Below are 22,308 nucleotides of genomic sequence, written 5' to 3' on the forward strand. Positions count from 1 at the left end.
CGCAGCGGAGGACGCCTCCTCCCGCAGGAGAAGACGCCCCCAGCCTGTTCGGGTTTTTGTCAGCCCCGCAGTGCCAGGTAGGTGCGGATGCGGTCGGTCAACTCGGCGAACTCACCCTCGACTGGCTCTGGCTTCATGCCCGAAGGTGTGGCCGGGTAGTCGTCCGGTTCGGCCGGGCGGGGGTGAGGAATGGCCGCGAGGTCGAGGTAGGGGCGCACCAGGGCCCTGGCGATCAGGTCAGGGCCGGCGTCCACCGGGTCCTCCGACCCGAGTGGGACGGAACGGCCGCGGTAGGCCTGCTCCCAACGGGCCGAGGCGGTCGAGGCTCTGGCCACCCAGGCGTGCTGTTCGGGGAAGCCGGGAGGGTTAGCGAGCAGATCGTCACCTCGCCTGTCACGTCCGGGAACGCTGTTGGAGGCCGACGCCGCGGGCAATGCGCGCGGGACCCGGCGGGGCAGCGGGGCCGGCCGTGGGCTGAAGAGTGCGGCCAGAGTGGTAGCCAGCAGCGCGGTACTCAGCGCCCATACGCGCCCGGCCATGCTGCGGCAGGACCGCCGATGGCGGCCGGTAGTAGGGTGTTCCACGGTCTCCTCCTGGTTGCATCAGGTGGCGATCGCGCCCCGGTCCGGTGTTCCAGCACCGGTCGGGGCACCTGTCTTCCGTTGGTTGTTTAGCGTGTTCGTGCGGGCCGGGTTGGTGTCATTGGCTCCGGGGGCGTACACCACCCAAGAGCTGTGCTTCCCACCCGGATGCGCCCGGCACACGGCTTCCCACACCCCTCGGGTGCGCGTGTCCTGCGGCGAGCTGGTCGATGGTCGCTCTGCCTCGCGAGGTCCTTCAAGCCCGTTGGGGAATGCGGTCCTACCGATCGTGGTCACGAATGCGCCCTGATCGGGCGAAGGCCGCACGCACCGTCAAAGCCCCGCCCGGCTCTCCGACGAAGTCCCAGTACAGGGCCATGGAGGCGACCAGCGCCAACCCGTAGCCGCCCTCAGCGAGGGCACCCGTTCCTATCTCTGTTTCCGGGTGGTGGAGCACTTCCGGCAGGGCCGGGGCCCGTGTCCCGGGCCGGGGGCCGTCGTCGGTCACCTTCAGCAGGAACAGCGCGGGGCGGCGCTCGATCTCTATGCGTACCCGGCCTCCCGGCAGCCCCGAGGCGGTGTGCGCCAGTGCGTTCGCGTGGAGTTCGGCCAGGGCCGCGACCAGGGGCCGGGCTGCGCACGGTGTGCTGCGCAGGGCCTGGGCCGCCCAGCGCCGTGCCGGACGCAGGTGGGAGAGGTGGTGTCCGCACAGCAGACCCGAGGCGTTCGGGTCGTCCAAGTGCAGGCGCCGGGGCGGGGGCAGCGCTTCCCGGTCAGGGTGTGGGAGCGGCACGGCCGCCATCAGGCCACCTCCCGGAATCGCGAACCGGAGCGGGAGAAGAGAGTGGTGTTCCCGCGCTCGGCACCCCGGGACAGGTCGAGGGCGCTCGGGGCGTACCCCTTCATGTCGACCCACTGATGCGCCCGGCGCGTTCCCTGACCAGCCGGTTGACGCACTCCGCCGGGTCGGTAACGGGAACGCGCACCCGGGGTGTGGTGAGGCCGAGGAAGGTGTACTGGTCGTCCTGAACCCGCACGGCGGCCTGACCCAGGTACGGGTCACAGCAGAGGGTCGGGGTCAACTCGCCCTGGTACACGGTGACGGCCAGCCTGCTGCCCAACTGCCGCTCGTCCAGGGCGTTCTGGAGATCCCGCAGATAGATGACGCGTTCGTCTTCAAGTTCCATGATGCCAGCGTGACCCCAACAGGGTCTATTACCTCAGTACGTGTGCCATTCTCGTAACTTCCTGACAGCACGAGAGAGCCGCGCGTAACATCACGCGTATGAGCGAACCCCCCTTTCATGAACTGCTCACCACCTACCGCGAGCTTGCGGGGCTGACCCAGCAACAACTGGCCGGCCACCTGGGGTGTTCGGCCGCGACGGTGTCCCGGTGGGTGTGCGGGCACGCTCTGCCGTTCCGGGAGACCGCCGAGCAGCTGGACCGGCTCCTGGACGCCGAGGGCAAGATCATCTCCGCCTGGCGGATGGCCAAGTCCGGCAAGTCCACCCCGGAGTGGGCCCGACCGCTCATGAACATCGAGACCCGGGCACGACACGTCCAGGCCGCCTCCCCCGCCCTGGTACCCGGATACCTGCAGAGCCCGCTGTACGCGGGGGCGGTGTTCCGGGCCTGGCACCCGGCCGCCTCGGACGCGGAGATTGCGCGCCTGGCGCAGATCCGCACCCAGCGGCTGGGGCAGCTGCCCGAGCTGCGCATCACCGCGGTCTTCCCCGTGTACGGGATCACCGGCTTCGACGAAGCCGCGCGCACCGAGCAGGCGCGCCACCTGGTCGAGCTGGTCGAACAGGGGCGGGTCCGCATCCATCTGGTCCCGGAGGGGTCGATCCTGTTGAGTGTCACCTCGCCGGTGCTGGTGTTCCGTCTGGATTCGGGGGAGATGGTTATTTCCAGCGATCACATGGACGGTAACGTCATCTACGACGCCGACCGCAATGACCGACTCGCCGCACTGGTCACGGGGGCCATGGCCGACGCACTTCCCGCCCGGCTCTCCCTCCAAGCCTTGAAGGAACTCGCATGAACACCGACTGGCACAAGAGCACCTACAGCAACACCGGGGGCAACTGCGTGGAGGTCCGCGAGCTGGCCACCGGCGCCCTGGTACGTGACACCCAGAACCGGGACGCGGGCCACCTGGAATTCCCCGCAGACCAGTGGGCCGGATTGCTGGCCGGGGTGCGTGCCGACCAGCCCTGAGCGGAAGCGACCGACCTGCCTGGGACGGCACCACCGGGCTGAGGTCAAGCGCAAGCGCGCACACCGATCAAAGGAAAGCAGCCCCGGAAACCTTTTCAGAGCGTCTCCGGGGCTTTCGTGTGCGAGATGGTCAAGCCTGCTGGCCTGGAACAAATGTCCAAGGCAATCGCAAACGCCACGAGTACCGGGAAGCGATCCCGGCACACATCACAGCTTCCAGCAACCTCCACACTAAACACCCGCCACCGCCTCATACGGCTGGGGAGTTACTCCTGTGGTTCCTCCCGGTGCGTCCGTCAGGGTGGCGAGGAGGCCTCGCGCGCCGCCTTACACCGCCGTCCTCACGCTCGCGCAGCGGTGCCCCAGGCAGCGGTGACACATCCCTCTTCCCAGTACCACCGCTCCTTCGTCTCGCCGTGCTCCAACAGCTTGCGGATTTTCGGGAGGTCCGCCTGCGGCGGGACGTCCAAGGCCACCATCCGGAACCGCTCGATGCCCTCGCCCGTCGCACCGAGGCGGTGGAAGGCCTCCCGCACGCTCTGTCGGGCGGCGGCAGAGCCGTCGTCCTTCACCACGATGAGCCGAATGGTGCGGTTCTGCGAGGCCTGAACCGTTTCCCCGGCCCACAGGACACCTTCGTCATCGGGTTGCACCCTGATGACGTCCCCGCTGGCGACTCCGCGGACGAACCAGAGTGTGTTGTCCAGCCGTACCGACCAGCCTCCGAGGTCTACAGCCCACAGGCTCTCGGCATTCGCGGGCGGCCAGCCGTCCTCCTCTATCTCCAAGCGGAAATGGACCTTCACGTGGTCGTCACTGGCGTTCGTCACCGGACCACCACCCTTCACGTCCCCCAGAACGGGTTGCGACCATGGGGATATCAGTGATCTGCACGTTGAGCCGGTTCCCCCTCGGCCCCGCCCTCACGATCCGCGAGAAACTCGTTCAGGAGTTGGAAGAGGACCTCGATCGCGCGGGCTTCGTGCTCGGGCGGTAGCTCCCAGGGATTGTCCCAGCCGTCGGGAAGGGCGATGTGCAGGACCTGGCCGGGCCATGCGTGGTTACAGTCCCGTCCTCGGCGGGCGACCAGCCACTCGTGCCACCCTTCCAGTCCGGGTGTCCCGTGTCGTTCCGAGCTCTCGTCGTATCCAGTCAGGAAGGCGGTCAACGCGTGAAAGGAGGGGCGGCCGACGAACATCCCTGGCCGTTTGCCAACGTTGGCGAAGTACTCGCGCTCGCTCATCTCGTTGAGGCTGGTCATGCGTCCGTTCTCTCGCGTGATCGCGGTGACGGTCTGGAAACTCGCTGCCCGGCCGAAGGCACTGCCTTCGGCCGGTCGTCGACCGGAACCGGCGACGGTACCGACATCTTCGCGGCCATCAACAACAGTCAACACTAAAACCCATGTTGGACGCGGTGAACATGACAGTGGGCGACGCAGTGGAAATGTCAGTGTTCAGGTGCGCCATGTGGGCTCTCCTGGCCAGGCTCTTCCTCGCCCTCAATCAGGTTCGGCTGCCAATGCACACGTAGGCGCACAGCACATCGATGACCACCTGCACCTCCTGCTCGGAGGGGGCGTCGTCTGCCAGGTGGGCCAAGGCTTGGACTGCGCCCAGACACACGGCGGCGTGCTCGCTGCCCAATTCGGTGTACGCGGTGGTGAAGCGTTCATTGAACAGCTTGATGACCTCACGCTGGGCGACCCGATCGGCACGTTCAGAGTCGGCTTCGGTGGTGCGCTGGCGCCGCTAATGGATCACCAACAGCGCGATACCGCACAGGCCCGCGACGGCGGCGAAGGTCCGGGGCGCGATCGCGTCCAGGGCCTGTGGGGACAGGTTCGCCCTGGACTACATGGCATCCTGATCCGATCGGTGAGGACCTCGCAAGGTGCCATCGGACGTCGTCAGCCACCGTTTCATGCTCCGTTCGTGCTTCAGCGTCTTGGACTGGAACAGCACAGGATGACATCAGGCGTCAGCAGACGACACTGCGAATCGGATGGGGTGGGACGGAACGTCACAGAATGACACGTGGCGGCACCGGACCAGCTAACTTCTAATCCGATGGCCGCAGGTTCGAATCCTGCCGGGTGCGCCACAAAACCCCAGTTCAGATGGGTTTCCGAGGACCTCGCAAGAGGTCCTCGCGGTGTTCCAGGCCCCTGCGTGCTCCAAGCGTGCTCCCCCGTCCAAAGTCAGTGCAGGTGGACCCCAACCTCGCGGAGCACTTCGCCCTCCTGTGCCATGTAGGCGCATTCCCGTGTCCGCCCCCAACACCTCACAACTGCGCCCACGCCGTCACGCGGGTTCCCCAGGGCCCGCACACCCTGCCGCCCCACCGGGCCGGATACGGGCGGTTCAACCCAAACTCCTTACCCCACGCGGGTTTCCGCGCCACAATCGGCCACATGGCCAAAGCGAGGTGGATCCGGGCAGGGGCCGCCGGCGTCGCGGTCGGATGAGTAAGAGGTCGACAACGATCCCTCGATCCCCCTTGCTCCACCGGGATTCGCTGCAAGAAAGTTCGGTCATGAGCCGGTCGAAGAAGGTCATTTACGCCGCCTTGGCCACGCTTCTACTGGGCGTTTTGGTCGGGACCGGCCTGTGGGTGGGTGGAGGGTGGTCCTGGCAGGCGGTAGAGCGCACAGGCTGGCTAGCTGGCATCGGCGCCTTCACTCTCCCTATAACAGGCGTGTGGGTCTGGGCTCTGCGATCTGAGGCAGAGTCCAATGCGCAACCGACCTCTCGGCCAAACAGCAACAGCTGGTGGTCGGCTCCGGTGAGAGAGGTCGACGCGCTGCGCGCGGGAGCGCATAGGTCCAGGGAGGGGCTGTCGCCGTACGTGGCACGCGACCGTGATACCGACCTGGAAGAGCGGATCGACCATGCAGCCGAACACGGCGACCTGGTACTGGTGGTGGGGCCATCCACTGCGGGCAAGAGCCGCGCCGCCTGGCACGCGGTGACCAGTCGTTTAAGAGATCGACACGTGTTCGTCCCAGCGGTGGGATGTGACCCGTCGGCACTCTGTGATGCCGTTGCCGCGCACGGACGCAGCGGGGGTCGGTCGGTGGTCTGGCTTGACGACCTGGACCGCCATCTCAAATACGGAACGGGCCTTAACCGAGCTGTCGTTCACCGGCTCCACGAACTAGGGGCGGTGGTCGTGGCCACCATGCGTAAGAAGCCCTACCTTGATGCCATCTCGCCCAGCCCCTCCGCCGATCATGGAGGCGGGACCGGAGAGGATGAGGGGCGCGAACTCCTTCGCAACGTTCCTGTGATTGAGCTGGACCGTCAGTGGAGTGAGGCGGAGTTGGAGCGCGCCGCGGAGAGCGGCAACCAGCCATTGGCGGACGCCGCCCACCGCCAGCGTGCCGAACACGGGCATGGTGTGAGCGAGTACCTGTCGTCGGCACCTCAACTCGCCTCCCTCTGGCGTTCCAACAAGGACCTGGCCCGGGGAGAAGGCGGGCACCCTCGTGGCCATCGGGTGGTGGCCGCTGCGGTCGACCTCGCGCGGATCGGAGTGGAGCACACAGACTCTGCTCTACTGGAGGCCGCCCACCGGGTCTATCCGCTTCCCCCGGTGCTGCGCCCGGAGAATTTTGAAGAGGCCCTGGCCTGGGCCACCCGCGAACACGAGAACACGTGTGGTCTACTGCTACCCGCCGCTTCCGGTGACGAGGACCTGTGGCGCCCCTTCGACTACCTCATCGACGAGACCGACACCCCTGTGCCCTCCGACCTCTGGAAGGTCGCTCTCTCCCGTGTCACCGCTCCAGACACCCTGTTCTCTCTCGGGTGGGCCGCCTATGACGGCAATCGGTCCGAGGTGGCCGAGATGGCGTGGCTCAGGGCCGCTGAGAAGGAACACCCGGGCTCTGTGAACGGTCTCGGTCAGCTGGCCTTGGACCGGGGGGAGCACTCGGAGGCGGAGTCCTGGTTCCGGAGAGCCGTCGACGCCGGACACATAGGAGCCATGACCAACCTCGGTCTGGCGCTCTCTGATCAGGGAAAAACAGAGGAGGCGGAGTCCTGGTACCGAAAGGCCATCGACACGGGATCTGTCGCCGCCATGACCAACCTCGGCGTCCTACTCCACAACCGGGGAGGAACAGAGGAGGCGGAACCCTGGTACCGGCGGGCCGCTGACATGGGCGGTGTCAAGGCTATGGGCAATCTCGGTTTCCTACTGGACGGTCGGGGCAACCATGCTGAGGCTGTGATTTTCTTCCGCAAAGCTGCTGAGCACGGGGAAGTCCGAGTTATGCGACGTCTCGGTGTACTGCTGTATGAGCAGGACGAGCTCGATGAGGCCGAGATCTGGCTGCGCAAATCCGCCGAGAGTGGAAACAGCGAGGCCATGTCCTATCTGGGGGCCCTTCTAAACAAGCGAAGGATTGCAGACGAGGCCGAGGCCTGGTGGCAGCGTGCGGCCGCTGAGAACGAGCCGCGTGCGATGAACAGCCTTGGCGTTCTATCAGAAGAGCAAGGAAAATCATCAGAAGCCGAATCCTGGTATCGGAAGGCGGTAAAAAACGGAAGCCTGATCGCTGTTCTCAACCTCGGTGAACTTCTAGCCAGACGTGGAGACGCAGAGGAAGCAGAACAGTGGTTCCGCATTGCCGCCATGAGCGGCAATGCCTATGCCATGGCTGAGCTCGGTGCCCTGCTTGAGGACCAGAGCGAGTTCACCGAGGCTCAGTCCTGGCTCCATCGCGCGGCCGACCATGGCGACACCCGGGCCATGAAACGCCTCGCTGGAATGCACGAGCGGCGGGGCGAGTACGAGAAAGCCGGGGCCTGGTGGCGACGTGCAGCTGAAAATGGAGATCCTGGCTCCTTGGTGGGACTCGGGATTCTCGAGGAGGCCAGGGGAAATATCAGAGAGGCAAGAAAGTGGTATCGAAAGGCAGCCAAAAAAGGTTTGGGTGACGCCCGACGCAACCTTGTATTCAGAATTTTCTTACTCTTTCCCGCACGCCTGCGTGCACTCGTTCAAAGATCGCTCAAAAAACACAAAATGGAAGAGCTCTGGAACGCAGAAGCCGAGAGAGGCGATGCCGATGCCATGGCCAAGCTCGGCGCTTTGAAGGCCACGCGATGGTGGAACAAGGACGAGGCAGAGTTCTGGCTCCGGCGCGCGGCCGAACACGGCCACACCCGGGCCATGATCACTCTCGCTGACCTGCTCACTGAGCACGGAGATACCACCGAAGCCGAGTTCCTATACCGAAAGGCAGCGGAGGCAGGTGATCGCGATGCCATGATGAGTTTGGGACATCTATTTGGAAAGAAAAACGATGAAAAGGAATCCGAGCACTGGTACCAGCGTGCCTCAGAGGTGAGCAAAGTCGACTCCAAGGTCGCCCCTCCGGACGAACAGGAGCAGCAAGGTCAGCGTTTCCTTGAAAGATTCACAGGTCCAAGTCTGCGCGTTCTCATACTGTCCCAAGAGAAGGCAAGGGAGCTAGGCCACGAGCATACCGGCACCGAACACCTACTACTCAGCTTAATCAGTGAAAGCAAGGGCGTCGCCTCAATCGCCCTGAAATCCGTGGGAGTCGACTACGATACCGTCCTAGCCGAGGTGATCAAGAAAAACGGCCGTGGGCAAAGCCGTCCGGACGGCTACGCCCCCTTCACCCCTCAAGTCAAGGAGTGCTTAGAGTGGACCCTCCGCGAGGCCCTCCAGTTCGGGCACGAGTTCATCGGCCCCGAGCACCTACTACTCGGCCTACTCAAAGTTAGCGATGGCGCAGCCGCCCAGGCATTGCTCACCCTCGGAACCCCCTTGGACCGAGCACACCAACAGGTGAGGCAAAAGATGGTCGACCAAGCGAATCGCTCGAATGAGCAGAAGCAAGGAGCCTTCGAAAGGTTCACCGATCGGGCCCGGCGGGTGGTGGTCCAGTCCCAAGAAGAAGCACGGGACCTCAACCACGACTACATCGGAACCGAGCACCTGCTGCTCGGACTGCTCCGCGAAGACGCGGGCATCGCTTCCGGAGTCCTGCATGGGCTCGGTGTCGATCTCGAAACGGCGCGAAGTCATGTCAGGGAAACAATCGGCTGTGGAGAGCAACGCCCCTCGGGACACATCCCTTTCAGCCCTGAAACCAAGAGCTTCCTGTCAGAGACGATACGCGCATCTCTCGAACTCAGGCACAGCTACATCGGAACCGAGCACCTGCTGCTCGGCCTAACCCGGCTACCGGATTGCACCGCCTCGCACCTCCTGACGCACCTGGGGGCTGACCTAGACACCGTGCACCAGCAGGTACTGCAGAGCTACAAGAACTAGCTGTCTGATGATCAGCCCTCCTAAGGGTCCTCTGATCCGATGGGCTAGGCATTGTTTTGAACGGGTGAGGTCTCGGAGCCGGATCCAGATCGAGGCGACCTGCACGATCCCGTCGAAGATCACAGCCCGCTGTCATAGCGGGTCGCGACCGCCCGTTTCTGCTCGAGCAGGTCGATGCACCGCTCCACCGTGTTGCACTCCCGGTAAGCCGCCCGGTCGAAGACCGGGGGCCTGTTGCCCGCCGGCTCCTCGCGTTCGCGGTGCTCGCGTTGGTCGCGGGGCTGAGGGATGGTCGCTTCGATCTTGTGGCGCCTCGGATGCTCCCGGTTGGCCCGGCTGGAGTAGGCCCGGTCTCCCAGCACCCGGTCCGGGCGGATGCGCGGCCGCCAGATGCTGCGAGGCAGCCGCAGAGCACCCATCAAGGGCTCGAACATCAGGCTGTCCCCGCGCTGGCCCGGGATCGTGACCGGCCCGCCCTGGGAGCGACCGAGTGCTTCGGCCCGGTCCGGTTCGTCCCGGCCCCAGTCCCCCTTTTCGCTGCCCCAGCGGAGTGCTGATGGGCCCGCACCGTGGTCGAATCGATGCCGGCGATGAGCTCTTGGCCGCCAGCGGCGTCGATCCGCAGCCGGTCGGCGATCCTTTGCCAGGTGCCGTCGTTGCACCAGCGGCGGTGGCGTCCGGCGGCGGGCTCCCGGGGCCCGTAGCGTTCCGGCAGATCCCGCCAGAAAATGCCGGTGCGGGTGCGGAACAGGATCGCGTTGATGATCTTGCGGTGGTCAGCCCATTTCTTGCCCTTACGGAGGCGGCGGGCATGAGCGGGGCGAGCAGGGCCCACTCGGCGTCGGAGAGTTCATGGCATCCGGGCACGTTCAGCCACCCTGCCAGGACGAACCCGCTCTGCTCCCACTTCCAAAAAACAGTGCCTAGGGTCAGTGAGGGTCGTTAGCGAGCCCAGAGCGCGTCACGCTTCCGCTGTGTTCAACGCGCGGCTGTCGGTGGAGTGTCGCAGACGAGCGTTAGCGCCTTCGACGTCCGGCCGGTCTAGGGACGCCCCACACCATAGAGGTAGGGAGTGGCCGTCCTCCCAGATCTGCGCGAAGGTGGCAGCTATGCCCAACCCGCGGTTGGGCATAGCCCGGAGCCAAAACGTGGCCCGTCGGATTCATCCGCACCCCGACTGAGTGACGGGAGGCGATCCCGGCACGCTCCATTGCCTCCTGCGAGTTCAGTGCAGAACAGGGTGCTTTCCGAGGCCCTGGTGCAGACCGGGAGCCCTCCCCGGAACCAGCCGTGCCGGGCTGCCCGCTCACTCACCGGGCCGCGGGCTCAGGCGGACGGTGGCGACCACAGGGGCACGCACGCCCTGCTCGATCGCGGCCTCGCAGAGGAAGGCCATCAGCCACCCGATCGCGTCATAGGACCACTCCGCCAGGTGTCCCTCGAAGGTCGCACGGTGCCCTTCCCGCTCCCGCTCGGCGCCCGCGAAGTCGGGGATCCCGGGGGTCAACCCCTGGGCCGCGTCCCGGCCGGGTGCGGCGGCGATATCGGTGAAGACCTGCTGGCGGATCTCGCGTAGCCGCTCCGCCATGGCCGGGGCGGCGTCGGCGGCCTCTGTGCCGGTGCCGGAGGCCAGGCTCACCACCACGGCGGTGCGGGCCTGGTCGGGCAGTTCGGCGAACCAGGGAAGTGCGCTCACGAGGTCGCCGTAGGAGCCTTCGTCGGGACCGGGAGGAAGGTCCTGGAGGGGGACGAGGAGTTGGGCGGCCTCCAGGCCGAGGCGGCCCACGCGGTCGGCGACGGCCCCGGCGCAGTCCAGCATCTGCTGGGCGGGCACCGCACGGCGGGGCACGGCGGGCGGTTGGTGGGAGACCTGGAACCACAGCCTCCGGCTGCCCTCATCGAGCGGGTCCAGGCCGGCGTCGTTCATGCCCCACAGCCCCGCTTCGGGCCTCCCGTCGTCGGGCGGAGCCAGCCATCGGTGGGTCTGGGACCGTGCGTGGAACAGGATGTAGGGGTCGGCGTCGGCGGTGGCGGGGTCGTACCACGGGTGGAGTTCCAGGGTGCCGTGCAGCGCGCAGAACAGCGTCCCGTCAGCCATCATGCCTCCTCGGCATCAGTTCCGGCAGGTGAGAGTGTTCCGTGCCGGGTGTGATGGCGACTTTGAGGTGTGCCGGATGACGTCAGGCGCCCCCGAATACCGACACCAGGAACAGCTCACGATTCGATGGCGTGGCGGATGCGTGCCAGGCGCCGCTGGTTCTCTTCCCCCCGATCAGAGGTGTCATCGATCGGCATGCGCACCGTGATCTGCACGGCTCTCGACCTGGCGTCTCGGAGGAGCTTCAGGAGAGGCAGAACTCGTTGTCTTCGATGTCCTGCATCGTGATGCACGACTCGTTGACGCCGTCGGCGCGCTGCGTCAGCACGTGCTTCGCGCCCAGAGCCATCAGCCGTGCGCATTCGGCCTCGAGGGTGGCCAGGCGCTCGTCGCCCACGAGCCCGGCGCCGGTCCGCACACAGAGATGCACCCGGTTCTTGACGACCTTGCTTTCGGGGACCCGCTGGAAGAGCAGGCGCGGAGCCACGCCGGAGGGATCGGTGCACGCGAAGTAGATCTCGTCCTCGGGTGGCAGCGAGCGGTGGTACTCCTCCCAGGTGGCGAAGCCCTCCGGGACCGGCGGTATGACGTACCCCAGCACCTCGCACCAGAAAGCGGCGAGGCGCGCGGGTTCCGCGCAGTCGAAGGTCACCTGGAACTGTTTGATCGCTGACACCAGCGCAGGATAACAGGGGTCCGGCTCATCCCTCGGGGGCCTCCATCGCACCCGGCACAGGACACCGTCATCGCCGGTCGAGCGTTCGCCGTGGGCACCGAACGCGGGCCTGGGGCGGGCCGCTCCCCTGCCGACCGTGCCACCGGCCCCGATGCCCTGGGATCCGCGCAGCACTGAGCGGCCGGTGGCGCCGTCCCGGTGTGTGCTCCGGCCGGGCCGGGGAGTGCCGGCACGCCCATGCGGCCGCGCCCCCGGCCCGGTGCTCAGGTGTTCGGGGCCGGGGCCGGGCTCGGGGCGCGGAGGGCGTCCCGGCCCAGTCCCAGTTCGGCTTCCACGAGGGTGCGGACCATCTCGGTCAGGGGTTCCGAGCGCTGTGGCGCGCTGGTGTTGATGTAGGAGTTGGCCCCGTCGATGGCGGCCATGATCCGCACGGCCGCGCCCCACGGGTCGTCGCAGCGGAAGCTCCCCTGCTCCACGCCGAGGGCGAGGACCTGTTCCACCCGCCGACACCAGAGCAGTTCCTGGCTCACGACCCTCTCGCGCAGGGCGGGCCGGTAGCGGGCGAGGTGCCGGGCGTTGAGCCAGAGCCTGCTGACGTCGTCGAACACGGGGCCCGACATCCTGCTCAGGAAGTCCCGCAGGATCGGCATCGCCGCCGGCGCCGTCTCCCCCGGGGCGGGTTCCGCGGGCGTCTCCGGGAGCAGGACGTCCAGTTCCCCCAGGGCCGCGCTGGTGAAGGCTTCGGCCACGAGCTCCTCGACCACGGGGAAGTAGTGGCCGACCAGGCCGGGGCGCACCCCGAGGTCGTCCGCCACCCGGCGCAGGGTGATGCGTTCCAGGCCCTCGACGAGCCCGGTCCGGGCCGCGGCCGCCACGATCTCGTCGCGGCGCTCCTCGGGGGCTTTGCGAACTCGTTTCCTGCGATCGCTTGACGTCATGCCACAGATGCTATTGGCTAAGCACCCAGTATCTTATTGGCTTCGCGAACAATAAGCGCGATCCGTAGGGTGACCTGCTCGAACCCGCTCCGTCGGCCGTACCGCCGACGGCACCGGATCCTTCCCCGGCCCGGCCCACCGCGCCCCGCTCCCCGGGCGCCGCCGGCCCTCGGGAGCCGTCGCGCATCCCTCACAGGAGACGAACGTGGACAACTCACGCACCGATGCCGGTGAACTGGCCGAATACGGCTACCGGCAGGAACTTCGACGCAGCTTGTCCGTATGGGCCGTGTTCGCCATCGGGTTCGCCACCATCTCGCCCGTCGTGGGCATCTACGCCGTGGTGCAGCTCGGGTTCGTCTTCGCCGGCCCCGCCTGGATCTGGGCGGTCCTCCTCGCCTTCCTGGGGCAGCTGCTCGTCGCGGTCGTCTACGTCGAGCTGTCCTCCCAGTTCCCCGTCACCGGCGGCGTCTACCAGTGGGTGCGACGCCTGGCCGGTCCGCGCCAGGGCTGGCTGGTGGGGTGGATCTACCTCGCCTCGGCCATCGCCTCGCTGACGACCGTGGCCTACCTGGGGGCGACGTGGCTGCACATGCTCTTCAGCGACGGGCCGCTGGAGCCCCTCCACCACGTGCTGCTGGGCGTGGTCTTCATCGCGGTGGCGCTGGGGATCAACCTCCTGGGCGTCAACCCGGTCAAGCACTTCCTCAACGCGGGCATCGTCGCCGAGGGCGTCGCCTCCATCGCGGTGAGCGTGTTCCTGCTCGTCTTCGCGCACAACAACGGGTTCGGCATCCTCTTCGAGACCCTGGGGGCCCAGGCCGCCTCCGGCGGATCGGTCCTGGCCGGATTCCTGACCTGCCTGGCCGTGGCCGGCTGGGCGTTCCTCGGCTTCGACGCCACCACCCAGGTCGCCGAGGAGACCGAGCAGCCCCGGCGCAACGTCCCCCGGGCCCTCATCCGCGCCTACCTGTTCGTCGCCTTCACCGTCCTGCTCACCGGTCTCGCCGTCACGCTGGCCCTGCCGAACCCGGAGGAGGCCGTCGCCGGTCGGCTCGCGGACCCGGTCTTCACCGCCGTCACCGCGGGTCTGGGCGGTTGGAGCGAGAAGCCCTTCATCGCCGTCGTCCTGCTGGCGTTCATCGCCTGCGCCATCTCCATCCAGACCTACATCGGCCGTGCCGTCTACGCGTTCGCCCGCGACCGGCAGCTGCCCTTCTCCGCCACCCTGGCCACAGTCGGCCCTCGCCAGATCCCGTGGGTGTCGCTCGTGGTCACGGCGGTCCTCGCCAGCCTCGGCCTGCTGCTCGGCCTGAACGGCAACGCGGCGGCGACCCTGATCGCCTTCGGCTCCGGCGGGTTCTACTTCGTCTTCCTCTCGGTCGCCGTCGTGGCGCTCGTCGCCCGCCTCACCGGACGCTGGCGGCCCTCCCGGGGGCGGGTGGACCTGGGCCGCGCCGGCCTGGTGATCAACGTCCTGGCCGTGGTCTGGCTGCTCTTCGAGGCGACCAACATCGCCTGGCCGCGGGTCGAGCTCGCGCCGGTCGGCGGCAGCTGGGTCCAGGTCTGGGCCGTGGTCCTCGTCTTCTCCGTGCTGCTGGCCGTCGGCCTCGTCTACGTGGCGATCGCCAAGCCCCACACCCGCCTCCCCGCGAACCAGAACCAGAACCAGGAAGAGAAGTTGGAGACGCCCTGATGTCGTCACACCCCTCCCCGGCCGTCGTCGTCGACCCCGACCGGGGGATGCACACCCGTGAGGTCGCCCTCCGGCCCGCCGGCCCCGGCGAAGTGGAGATCGAGGTGCGGGCCGCGGGCGTGTGCCACTCGGACCTGCACATCGTGAACGGGGACTGGCCCACCGACCGGCCCCTGGTCCTGGGCCACGAGGCGGCGGGCGTGGTCACCGGGACCGGAGCCGGGGTGACCGGCCTGGAACCGGGCGACCACGTCGTCCTGTCCTGGTTCGCGCCCTGCCGCCGGTGCCGCAAGTGCGCGGCCGGCAGGGCCTGGCTGTGCACGGAGACCCGTGCCGTCGAGAACACCCTGCCCGACGGGACCACGCCCTTCACCGACGCCGACGGCGACCCGGTGTGGCCCTACCTGGGCCTGGGCGCGTTCACCGGCCGCCTCACCGTCCCCGAGTCCGCGGCGGTGAAGGTGCCCCGGGAGCTCCCCTTCGAGGTGGGCGCCCTGCTGGGCTGTTCCATCACCACCGGGATCGGCGCGGTCACCAACACCGCCGAGGTGCGGCCCGGCGAGTCGGCCGTGGTCATCGGCACCGGCGGGGTCGGCCTGTCCGTGGTCATGGGGCTCGCGCTCGTCGGCGCCGATCCCATCATCGCCGTCGACCTGTCGCCCGAGCGGCGCGAGGCGGCGCTGCGGTTCGGCGCCACCCACGTCCTGGACGGGGCCGCGACCGACGTCGCCGCCTGGTGCCGAAGGGAGCTGGGGGGCGTGGACCACGCGTTCGAGGCGATCGGCAGCCCCCGGGTGATCGAGACCCTGCCGGCCATGCTCACCTCGGGCGGGGCCGCCGTCCTCGTCGGGATGGCCCCCACCGGGGCGACCGGCGCGTTCGACCTGTTCGACCTCGCCGACCAGGGGAAGCGGATCCTCGGCTGCAACTACGGCTCCAGCGTCGGCCAGATCGACATCCCGAAGCTGGCGCGGCTGTACCTGGCGGGGCGGCTGCCGCTGGACGACCTCATCGGCGCCACCCGCCCCCTGTCCGAGGTCGAGGCCGCGTTCGCCGACCTCGAGGCCGGATCCGGCCTGCGCACGATCCTGCGACCGTGACCCCGTGACCCGGTGGCCCACCGCGCCCCGGGCCGCCCCGCCGTCCCGCACACGCCCACCCGCTTGGAGGACCATGTACGCCGTCACCGACCCCGCCACCGGCCGGGTCCACACCACCCGCCCGGCCGCCACGGACGCCGAGATCGAAGCGGCCCTCGCCCGTGCCCACCGGGCCGCGGAGTGGGGGCGCACCGGCGCCGCGGCCGAGCGCGCCGCGCTGCTGCGTCGCCTGGGCGACCTCCACACGGAGCACCGCGCCGCCCTGGCCGCGGGCATCGTGCGGGAGATGGGCAAGCCCCTGGCCGAGGCCGGGCAGGAGGTCGACTTCTGCGTCGAGATCTACCACTACTACGCCGACCACGCCGAGGAGTTCCTCGCCGACGAGCCGCTCGACGTCACCTCCGGGCCCGGCGGAGCCGTGCTGCGGCGCTCCCCGCTCGGCGTCCTCCTGGGCATCATGCCGTGGAACTTCCCCGCCTACCAGGTCGCCCGGTTCGCCGCCCCGAACCTCGCGGCGGGCAACACCATCGTCCTCAAGCACGCCCCGCAGTGCCCGGACACCGCCGAACTCCTCCAGGAGCTCTTCACCCGGGCGGGCTTCCCCGAGGGCGCGTACGTCAACGTCTACGCGACCAACGAGCAGGTGGGCGCGATGATCGCCGACCCGCGCGTGCGGGGGGTCTCGCTCACCGGCTCCGAGCGGGCCGGCTCCGCCGTCGCCGAGATCGCGGGGCGGCACCTGAAGAAGGTCGTGCTCGAACTCGGCGGCTCCGACCCCTTCATCGTGCTGTCCACCGACGACCTCGACTCGGTCGTCGACGCCGCGGTGGCGTCCCGCCTCGACAACACCGGCCAGGCGTGCAACGCGGCCAAGCGGTTCGTGGTCGTCGCGGAGCTGTACGACGCGTTCGTGGAGCGGTTCGCCGCCCGGCTGCCGGCCGGGTGGTCCGGGGCGCCGCTGGCCTCGGCCGCCGCCGCCCGGACCCTGGGGAGCCAGGTCGACGCCGCCGTCGCCCAGGGGGCGCACCTGGTCAGGGCGGAGGAGCCCCACGGCGCCTACTACCCGCCGGCCCTCCTCACCGGTCTCACCACCGACCTCCCCGTGGCCCGACAGGAGCTGTTCGGCCCCGTCGCCCTGGTGTTCCCGGCCGCGGACGAGGAGGACGCGGTACGGATCGCCAACGACACCCCGTACGGCCTGGGGTCGTACGTGTTCACCACCGACCCCGAGCAGGCGCGGCGCGTCGCCGACCGCCTCGACACCGGGATGGTCTTCATCAACGGTGTCGGTGCGGAGGGCGCCGAACTGCCCTTCGGCGGTGTCAAGCGCTCGGGTTTCGGCCGCGAGCTGGGGCGTCCCGGCATGGAGGAGTTCCTCAACAAGAAGCTCATCCGCACGGTCGCCTAGTGCGGTGAAGGTCCGCGGGGGCGGGGGTGGGGCGGGCCGCAGCGGCGGCCGGTGTCATCCCGGTCCCGGGGGCGGTCCGGGCGCCCCGGGCACCGGGGCCGGCACCGGCGGCACGGGGGCGGCGCGCCGCGCCCCCGGAAGCGGCCCCGGCACCGAGCGGCCCCGGGACCCGGCCGCGGGCGCTGGCGGGCCGGCCCCTACCGCTCTCCCGCGGGCGGGCCGGACGGGGCGGCGTCCTCCTCCCGCCTGCCGCGCCGGTACCGGCCGCGCAGCCCCACCGCGATGAGCACCAGCCCCAGCGCCGCCAGCAGGACCGCGTCGGCCCCGGAGCCGCCGATCCCGAAGATCCACTCCTGGAGGCGGTGGGCGGCCTCGTCCAGGCGGCCCGTGCCGCCGAACAGGGCCGCGGTCCCGTCGGAGACGAGGAACAGGACCCCGACCCCGATGAACATCAGGCCCGACAGCAGCGCGGTCGTGTGGAACTCCACCGGCCCCACGCGGAAGGTCCGGCCCCGCAGCCAGCGGCGGGACCCGAGGTCGTAACGGTCCCAGAGCAGGGCCAGCAGGAACAGCGGGGCCGCCATGCCCAGGGCGTAGGCGGCCAGCAGCAGGGCGCCGCGCACGGTGCCGCCGGTGGCGGCGACGGTGAGCACCGCGCCCAGGATGGGGCCGGAGCAGAACCCGGCGAACCCGTACACCGCGCCCAGGACGAAGACCGACGCCGTGTCCCTCCTGCCCGCCAGGCGCCCCTGGATGCGCTGCGCCAGCCGGGACGAGAAGCCCAGGCCCGCGATCTGGGCGACGCCGAAGGCGATGACGAGCCACCCGGCGACGGTGATCAGCAGCTCCCTCTCGCCGTAGACCAGGCGGCCGACCAGTGCCGACCCCGCCCCCAGGGGCACCAGGGAGGTGCACAGCCCGAGGTAGAAGACGGTCGTGCGCGCCACCAGGCGGCGCGGGTCGCGGAAGGCGTAGCCGAAGAAGGAGGGCAGCAGGAGGGCGCTGCACGGGCTGAGCAGGGCGAGCACTCCCCCGGCCAGGGCGGCGGCGAACCCGATGTCGGTCACCGTCCCCCTCCCCCGGCCTGGGCGGCCACGGCCTCCAGGGAGTCGTCGATGACCGTCTCGAACACCTCCAGCGGCTGGGCGCCCATGACGGCCTGCCCGTTGATGAGGAAGGCCGGGGTCGAGGTGACGCCGATCGACAGGCCCTCGGAGAAGTCGCGCCCGACCAGTTCGGCCGCCGCGGCGCCGTTGCGGTCCTCGTCGAACCGCTCGGGGTCCAGTCCCAGGTCGTCGACGATGCGGGCGACGGCCGCCTCAGGGTCGCGCCGGTCGGACCCCTCGTCGATGGCGTAGTAGGCCTCGTGGAACTCCCAGAAGGCGCCCTGGGCCGCGGCGGCGCGGGAGGCCAGGGCGACCGCCTCGGAGGTGTCGGTGATGATGGGGAAGTCGCGCCACTCGATGCGCAGGTCGCCGGAGTCGACGTAGTGCATGAGTTCGGGCCGGGTCTCCTCGACCCAGCGCCCGCAGTAGGGGCAGTGGTAGTCGGAGTAGACGACCATGACGACCGGCGCGTCGACCTCGCCCAGGGCGGTGGGGTCGTCGGGCTGCCTGCGGGCCATGGGCGCCTCGGTTCCGGCTGCGGCAGCGGAGTCGGGTGCCTCCCCGTCCGCCCCGGTGGGCTCGGACGGGGCGCCGGCCGTGTCCGGTGCCGCCGCCCGGTCCTGTTCGGCTCCGGTGTCCTGCCCGGAGCGCCCCAGGGTGATCACGGCGGCGATCAGGAGCAGGGCCGCCCCCAGGACCAGCGGCACCTTCCAGGAGGTGCCGCGGCCCTCGCCGCCGCGGCCCGTCTCACCGTCCCCCGCGGAACGCCCCCCGGGTCCGGTCCCCCTCTTCGGCGCATCGGGCATGCTCGGCCTTCCTCCGTCCGATGTGGTTTCTATCGTACATAGTAGACCTACTAAGGAAGATAGATCGGGCGGGGCGCGCCCCACCGCCGGACCGGCGCATACTGGCCGTGGGCGCCGCGACGGCCGGGGCCGGACAGGGCACGGGAAGGGGTGGCCGCGGGCGATGGGCGGCGGGACGCTGGGACCTCTGGAGTCGGCGGTGATGGAATCCGTCTGGGAGGCGGAGGGGCCGGTGACGGTGCGCGCGGTCGCCCGGCACCTCGGCGGGGACGGCCCCGCCTACACCACGGTGGCCACCGTGCTCGGCAACCTGCACGCCAAGGGGTGGGTCGACCGCGAGCAGCGGGGGCTGGTCTGGTTCTACCGGCCCGTGCTGGACCGCAGTGAGCGGGCGGCGCAGGACATGCACCGGGCCCTGGCCGGCAGCGACCGGCCGGGGAGCACCCTGCTGAGGTTCGTCGGCGCCATGTCCCCCGGTGACGTGCGCACGCTCAGGCGCCTGGTGGAGGCGGCCGACGAGGGGGAGCCCGGAAGCTGACGCGCGGTCGCCGTGCCGGACCGCTCCCCCGGCGCGCCCGTGCCCGGCAGAGTGCCCCGGGTCCGGGGCGGTCAGCCTGCGCAGCGGCAGTGGGGGATCAGCACCGCGGCCAGGGCGGACGCGACCGTGAACACCAGGGGGAGCGTGACGAGCACGGCGGCGGCCCCGGCGCGGAGCCTCCCCCTCCAGATCCGGCACCCCGTGGGGCGCTGGACCTGGCGGCGGACGCGCTCGACCGGGCACGCGCCCGCGATGGACAGCGTCCGCGCGGCACCGGTCGGCCCGCCCGGCCCGGCCTGCCCGGTCCGCGCGAGGGATCCCAGCGCGTGGACCAGGGGGCGCATCCCCACGGCGCGCACGGCGCGGTCGTCGGCGGCCCACTCCACGAGTTCGGGGACGTCGCGCGCCGCGGCGCGGAACAGCGGGACCCCGGGGAACGCGCGGTCCAGGAGCCGGACCCAGCCGACCAGCAGGTGGTGCCGGCCGCGCAGGTGGGCCCGCTCGTGGGCCAGGACCGCGCGGGCCTGCGCCGCGGTGAGCACCTCCAGCGCCCCGCTGGTGATGACGACGCCGCCCCGGGTCCCGGGGACGCAGTAGGCGCCCGGTTCGGCGGTGTCGAGCAGCCACACGGGGTGGCCGTACAGGCGGCGGCGCCGCGCCGCGGTGAGCAGGTCCCGGTGGTGGGCCCGGCGCCAGGACAGCCCCGCGCGCCCCTGGCGGGCGGCGGTCCACAGCAGCCGCGCGAGGGCGGCCAGCACCAGGACGGCCCCGGCACCGATCCCCCATCCGGCGTGGTTGCGCTCCAGTGCCTGGAGGACGCTCACACACGCGGCGATGACGCCCTTGACCGCCGGCCCCAGCAGCTCCGCGGCGAGCACGCCGAGCAGGGCGGCGCAGGAGAGCACCCAGGCCGCGGTGGCCGCGGTCCACAGAGCCAGCATGGCGCGTGGTCCCGGGCCGCAGTCGCGGGCGGTGCGGCGCAGTACCGCGGGTCCGCGCACACCGACCGCGGCCACGGCGCACAGGGCGGCGAAGGACCAGGTCACCGCTCCTCCTCGTCGGGCAGGTCGGCGAGCAGGGCCCGCAGGGCCCGCACCTCCTCGGGCCGCATGGCGTCCACGAAGCGCAGCAGCGTCGCCTCGGAGTCGCGGCTGTCGGCCAGCGCCTCGTGCATCACCTCGGCCGCGTGCGTCGACCGGTCGCGCCGGGGGCGGTAGAACCACAGGCGGCCGGTCCGCTCGCGGTCGACCCAGCCCTTGCGGCGCAGGTTCTCCAGGACGGTGGAGGCGGTGGTGTAGGCGACCTCGTGGTCGGTGAGCCCCTCCAGGACGCCGCGCACGGGCAGGGGTCCGGGCGCGCGCCAGAGCACCTCCATGACCGCGGCCTCCAGCGGTCCCAGCCCAGCGATCATGGCATCCGCATCCCACCGGTCGACATCGGAATCCCCCTCAGCATAGTGATCACGCACCCCCCTGCCCGCGCTCTGCGCCCGGTGACGGGAACAGGGCGTAGGCGCCGCCTCCGCCGGGCACCGGCATCGCGGCCGCCCCGCCGGCCGTCCCGGCCACGGGCGCCTCCCACGCACCGCTGTCCAGGAGCGCGCCGTCGGCCATGGAGCGGACGCGGTTCTCCCCGCCGGCCTCGGTGTACAGGTAGCCGGAGACGATGCGGACGGGCCGCTCCCCGGCCTCCGCCTCCACCGTCCAGCCGCCGGTTCCGGGGGCGCCGTCCCAGCCCGTGATCACGGGTGCGCCGGACCGGGCCGAGGTGCCCGCGACCGCGGCGCGCCCGTGCTCGTCGCCGACCGGTACGGGCTCGGACCGCGAGGAGAACTCCGCCAGCGTCCGGCCGTCTTCCAGGCCGTGGACGGTGTAGGCCGCGGCCTCCCCCCGCTCCCAGGCCATCACGGCCACCGGCGCGGAGTCGCTCACGGGGCGGGGGCCGTAGGACACGGCGGCCTCCCCCGCCGCCCCTTCCAGGGCGGCGGGGACCTCCAGGCCGGTGTGGTCCCAGAGTTCCCGTCCGGAGCCGGCGTCGACCGCGCGCAGCGCTCCGTCGCGGTGGAGGAGCACGGTGCCCTGGTACTCGTGCAGGACCGCGTCCCCCTGCCGTTCGTCGGCCGCGACGCGTCCGGTGTCCGCGGCCAGGGCCACAGCGGGCCCGGTCTCGGCGCTCATGACGGTGTGCGCGACCTGCGCGAACACCAGACCCGGCCCCACCCAGGTACCGGGCACCTCCACGGGCCCCCACACCTTGCGCCCGGTCTCGGGATCGAGGGCGGCCGCCGTGGTCCGGGTCGCCAGCAGCCCGCGCTCGGGTGCCGCGTCGCTGTCGAGCAGCACCACCAGGTCGTCGCCGCCGCCCGTGCGGGTGAGGGCGAACCCCGTGCAGCTCGGGTTGCGCTCGGTGGACCAGCGGGTGCGGCCCCGGTCGTCCATGCCGACGAAGTGCAGTTCGCCCCCGCCCTCCGGGGACACGGGGCCGACGAACCCGGTGTCGGAGCCCTTGGGCTCGGAGGAGTAGGGCGTGGCCCATCCGGCCGAACCGTCCACGGGTCCGGGGAACCGACCCGGTTCCACCTCCGGGGCGGGGGTCGGTTCCCCGTCCAGCGGCAGGGCGTCGACCGGGTCGGCGGGTCCGGGCCTGCCGCAGGCGGTGGCGGCCAGGAGCAGGCACAGCGCCGCGGCGGGGAGCCGGCGCCGGGCGCGTGCGGCACGGCGGGGCGGGGACGGGCGGCGGAACCGCTCCGGCATGGGTACCACCTCACGTCGTCGCGCGGGCGCCGTCCTTCCGCACAGGGCGGGAAGGGGCGGTGTCCGGCCGGGC

At 70.3% G+C, this 22,308-nt stretch carries 21 protein-coding genes and 1 pseudogene; 8 read left to right on the forward strand and 14 right to left on the reverse strand.

Annotated elements, in window-relative coordinates:
• Nucleotides 1-59 precede the first annotated feature (59 nt).
• From ABZ249_RS14075 to ABZ249_RS14085, 3 genes are all read right to left on the reverse strand, one after another.
• Nucleotides 60-254 (reverse strand): hypothetical protein, encoded by a 195-nt coding sequence (locus ABZ249_RS14075; RefSeq protein WP_355261964.1) that lies wholly within the window; start codon nucleotides 252-254, stop codon nucleotides 60-62.
• Between the two features lie 607 nt (nucleotides 255-861).
• On the reverse strand, nucleotides 862-1,383 hold the full coding sequence (locus ABZ249_RS14080; RefSeq protein WP_355261967.1) for an ATP-binding protein: 522 nt from the start codon (nucleotides 1,381-1,383) through the stop codon (nucleotides 862-864).
• A 100-nt stretch (nucleotides 1,384-1,483) separates the two neighbouring features.
• On the reverse strand, nucleotides 1,484-1,768 hold the full coding sequence (locus tag ABZ249_RS14085) for a hypothetical protein (RefSeq protein ID WP_355261970.1): 285 nt from the start codon (nucleotides 1,766-1,768) through the stop codon (nucleotides 1,484-1,486).
• Between the two features lie 98 nt (nucleotides 1,769-1,866).
• Here ABZ249_RS14085 and ABZ249_RS14090 point away from each other — a divergent pair, with 98 nt between their 5' ends.
• Together ABZ249_RS14090 and ABZ249_RS14095 are read left to right on the forward strand one after the other, a co-directional pair.
• On the forward strand, nucleotides 1,867-2,628 hold the full coding sequence (locus ABZ249_RS14090) for a Scr1 family TA system antitoxin-like transcriptional regulator (RefSeq protein WP_355261973.1): 762 nt from the start codon (nucleotides 1,867-1,869) through the stop codon (nucleotides 2,626-2,628).
• Nucleotides 2,625-2,804, forward strand: a complete 180-nt coding sequence (locus ABZ249_RS14095; protein WP_355261975.1) for a DUF397 domain-containing protein — start codon at nucleotides 2,625-2,627, stop codon at nucleotides 2,802-2,804. The genes ABZ249_RS14090 and ABZ249_RS14095 overlap by 4 nt, the downstream gene beginning before the upstream one ends.
• 341 nt (nucleotides 2,805-3,145) lie before the next feature.
• On the opposite strand, the gene ABZ249_RS14100 is transcribed toward ABZ249_RS14095, so the two are convergent.
• Both ABZ249_RS14100 and ABZ249_RS14105 read right to left on the reverse strand, forming a co-directional pair.
• Complete coding sequence (locus ABZ249_RS14100) at nucleotides 3,146-3,634, reverse strand: DUF4265 domain-containing protein (RefSeq protein WP_355261978.1); 489 nt, start codon at nucleotides 3,632-3,634, stop codon at nucleotides 3,146-3,148.
• A gap of 50 nt (nucleotides 3,635-3,684) precedes the next feature.
• Complete coding sequence (locus ABZ249_RS14105; protein WP_355261981.1) at nucleotides 3,685-4,200, reverse strand: hypothetical protein; 516 nt, start codon at nucleotides 4,198-4,200, stop codon at nucleotides 3,685-3,687.
• A 235-nt stretch (nucleotides 4,201-4,435) separates the two neighbouring features.
• Here ABZ249_RS14105 and ABZ249_RS14110 point away from each other — a divergent pair, with 235 nt between their 5' ends.
• Both ABZ249_RS14110 and ABZ249_RS14115 read left to right on the forward strand, forming a co-directional pair.
• Nucleotides 4,436-4,837, forward strand: coding sequence for a hypothetical protein (locus tag ABZ249_RS14110; protein ID WP_355261984.1), 402 nt, complete (start codon nucleotides 4,436-4,438; stop codon nucleotides 4,835-4,837).
• Nucleotides 4,838-5,879: 1,042 nt separating this feature from the next.
• Nucleotides 5,880-9,116 carry a Clp protease N-terminal domain-containing protein gene (locus ABZ249_RS14115; protein WP_355261987.1) on the forward strand — a complete coding sequence of 1,079 codons (3,237 nt, stop codon included), beginning with the start codon at nucleotides 5,880-5,882 and terminating at the stop codon, nucleotides 9,114-9,116.
• Between the two features lie 72 nt (nucleotides 9,117-9,188).
• Here the strand turns inward: ABZ249_RS14115 and ABZ249_RS14120 are convergent.
• From ABZ249_RS14120 to ABZ249_RS14135, 4 genes and pseudogenes are all read right to left on the reverse strand, one after another.
• A pseudogene (locus tag ABZ249_RS14120) lies at nucleotides 9,189-9,929 on the reverse strand (IS5 family transposase); the annotation flags it as partial.
• A 493-nt stretch (nucleotides 9,930-10,422) separates the two neighbouring features.
• The gene (locus ABZ249_RS14125) at nucleotides 10,423-11,214 is read right to left on the reverse strand and encodes a hypothetical protein (protein ID WP_355261990.1); all 792 of its coding nucleotides are present in this window, start codon (nucleotides 11,212-11,214) and stop codon (nucleotides 10,423-10,425) included.
• Between the two features lie 244 nt (nucleotides 11,215-11,458).
• Nucleotides 11,459-11,890, reverse strand: a complete 432-nt coding sequence (locus tag ABZ249_RS14130; protein ID WP_355261993.1) for a VOC family protein — start codon at nucleotides 11,888-11,890, stop codon at nucleotides 11,459-11,461.
• Nucleotides 11,891-12,153: 263 nt separating this feature from the next.
• The gene (locus ABZ249_RS14135; protein ID WP_355261996.1) at nucleotides 12,154-12,828 is read right to left on the reverse strand and encodes a TetR family transcriptional regulator C-terminal domain-containing protein; all 675 of its coding nucleotides are present in this window, start codon (nucleotides 12,826-12,828) and stop codon (nucleotides 12,154-12,156) included.
• Between the two features lie 205 nt (nucleotides 12,829-13,033).
• Here ABZ249_RS14135 and ABZ249_RS14140 point away from each other — a divergent pair, with 205 nt between their 5' ends.
• From ABZ249_RS14140 to ABZ249_RS14150, 3 genes are all read left to right on the forward strand, one after another.
• Nucleotides 13,034-14,524, forward strand: coding sequence for an APC family permease (locus ABZ249_RS14140; protein WP_220559512.1), 1,491 nt, complete (start codon nucleotides 13,034-13,036; stop codon nucleotides 14,522-14,524).
• The gene (locus ABZ249_RS14145; RefSeq protein WP_355262000.1) at nucleotides 14,524-15,624 is read left to right on the forward strand and encodes a Zn-dependent alcohol dehydrogenase; all 1,101 of its coding nucleotides are present in this window, start codon (nucleotides 14,524-14,526) and stop codon (nucleotides 15,622-15,624) included. The genes ABZ249_RS14140 and ABZ249_RS14145 overlap by 1 nt, the downstream gene beginning before the upstream one ends.
• 73 nt (nucleotides 15,625-15,697) lie before the next feature.
• On the forward strand, nucleotides 15,698-17,032 hold the full coding sequence (locus ABZ249_RS14150; RefSeq protein ID WP_355262003.1) for an aldehyde dehydrogenase family protein: 1,335 nt from the start codon (nucleotides 15,698-15,700) through the stop codon (nucleotides 17,030-17,032).
• 197 nt (nucleotides 17,033-17,229) lie between these two features.
• On the opposite strand, the gene ABZ249_RS14155 is transcribed toward ABZ249_RS14150, so the two are convergent.
• Entirely contained in the window at nucleotides 17,230-18,099 is an 870-nt protein-coding gene (locus ABZ249_RS14155; RefSeq protein ID WP_355262006.1) for a cytochrome c biogenesis protein CcdA, read from the reverse strand.
• Nucleotides 18,096-18,944, reverse strand: coding sequence for a DsbA family protein (locus ABZ249_RS14160; RefSeq protein WP_355262009.1), 849 nt, complete (start codon nucleotides 18,942-18,944; stop codon nucleotides 18,096-18,098). The genes ABZ249_RS14155 and ABZ249_RS14160 overlap by 4 nt, the downstream gene beginning before the upstream one ends.
• A gap of 163 nt (nucleotides 18,945-19,107) precedes the next feature.
• Here ABZ249_RS14160 and ABZ249_RS14165 point away from each other — a divergent pair, with 163 nt between their 5' ends.
• Nucleotides 19,108-19,482, forward strand: coding sequence for a BlaI/MecI/CopY family transcriptional regulator (locus ABZ249_RS14165; protein WP_355262012.1), 375 nt, complete (start codon nucleotides 19,108-19,110; stop codon nucleotides 19,480-19,482).
• Nucleotides 19,483-19,553: 71 nt separating this feature from the next.
• On the opposite strand, the gene ABZ249_RS14170 is transcribed toward ABZ249_RS14165, so the two are convergent.
• The 3 genes from ABZ249_RS14170 to ABZ249_RS14180 are packed head-to-tail and all read right to left on the reverse strand — an operon-like array spanning nucleotide 19,554 to nucleotide 22,235.
• Nucleotides 19,554-20,528, reverse strand: a complete 975-nt coding sequence (locus tag ABZ249_RS14170) for a M56 family metallopeptidase (protein ID WP_355262015.1) — start codon at nucleotides 20,526-20,528, stop codon at nucleotides 19,554-19,556.
• Nucleotides 20,525-20,893 carry a BlaI/MecI/CopY family transcriptional regulator gene (locus tag ABZ249_RS14175; RefSeq protein ID WP_355262018.1) on the reverse strand — a complete coding sequence of 123 codons (369 nt, stop codon included), beginning with the start codon at nucleotides 20,891-20,893 and terminating at the stop codon, nucleotides 20,525-20,527. Before ABZ249_RS14175 ends, ABZ249_RS14170 begins: the two co-directional genes overlap by 4 nt.
• Before the next feature lie 49 nt (nucleotides 20,894-20,942).
• Nucleotides 20,943-22,235 carry a pyrrolo-quinoline quinone gene (locus ABZ249_RS14180; RefSeq protein ID WP_355262021.1) on the reverse strand — a complete coding sequence of 431 codons (1,293 nt, stop codon included), beginning with the start codon at nucleotides 22,233-22,235 and terminating at the stop codon, nucleotides 20,943-20,945.
• Nucleotides 22,236-22,308 lie beyond the last annotated feature (73 nt).

The organism is Nocardiopsis sp. NPDC006139, from assembly GCF_040614155.1.
Taxonomy (GTDB): domain Bacteria; phylum Actinomycetota; class Actinomycetes; order Streptosporangiales; family Streptosporangiaceae; genus Nocardiopsis; species Nocardiopsis changdeensis.

Coding starts and splice junctions, on each gene's coding strand:
- ABZ249_RS14080 (WP_355261967.1), bottom strand. CDS start 1,383: ATGGCGGCCGTGCCGCTCCCACACCCTGACCGGGAAGCGCTGCCCCCG.
- ABZ249_RS14085 (WP_355261970.1), bottom strand. CDS start 1,768: ATGGAACTTGAAGACGAACGCGTCATCTATCTGCGGGATCTCCAGAAC.
- ABZ249_RS14090 (WP_355261973.1), top strand. CDS start 1,867: ATGAGCGAACCCCCCTTTCATGAACTGCTCACCACCTACCGCGAGCTT.
- ABZ249_RS14095 (WP_355261975.1), top strand. CDS start 2,625: ATGAACACCGACTGGCACAAGAGCACCTACAGCAACACCGGGGGCAAC.
- ABZ249_RS14125 (WP_355261990.1), bottom strand. CDS start 11,214: ATGGCTGACGGGACGCTGTTCTGCGCGCTGCACGGCACCCTGGAACTC.
- ABZ249_RS14135 (WP_355261996.1), bottom strand. CDS start 12,828: ATGACGTCAAGCGATCGCAGGAAACGAGTTCGCAAAGCCCCCGAGGAG.
- ABZ249_RS14145 (WP_355262000.1), top strand. CDS start 14,524: ATGTCGTCACACCCCTCCCCGGCCGTCGTCGTCGACCCCGACCGGGGG.
- ABZ249_RS14150 (WP_355262003.1), top strand. CDS start 15,698: ATGTACGCCGTCACCGACCCCGCCACCGGCCGGGTCCACACCACCCGC.
- ABZ249_RS14160 (WP_355262009.1), bottom strand. CDS start 18,944: ATGCCCGATGCGCCGAAGAGGGGGACCGGACCCGGGGGGCGTTCCGCG.
- ABZ249_RS14165 (WP_355262012.1), top strand. CDS start 19,108: ATGGGCGGCGGGACGCTGGGACCTCTGGAGTCGGCGGTGATGGAATCC.
- ABZ249_RS14175 (WP_355262018.1), bottom strand. CDS start 20,893: ATGATCGCTGGGCTGGGACCGCTGGAGGCCGCGGTCATGGAGGTGCTC.
- ABZ249_RS14180 (WP_355262021.1), bottom strand. CDS start 22,235: ATGCCGGAGCGGTTCCGCCGCCCGTCCCCGCCCCGCCGTGCCGCACGC.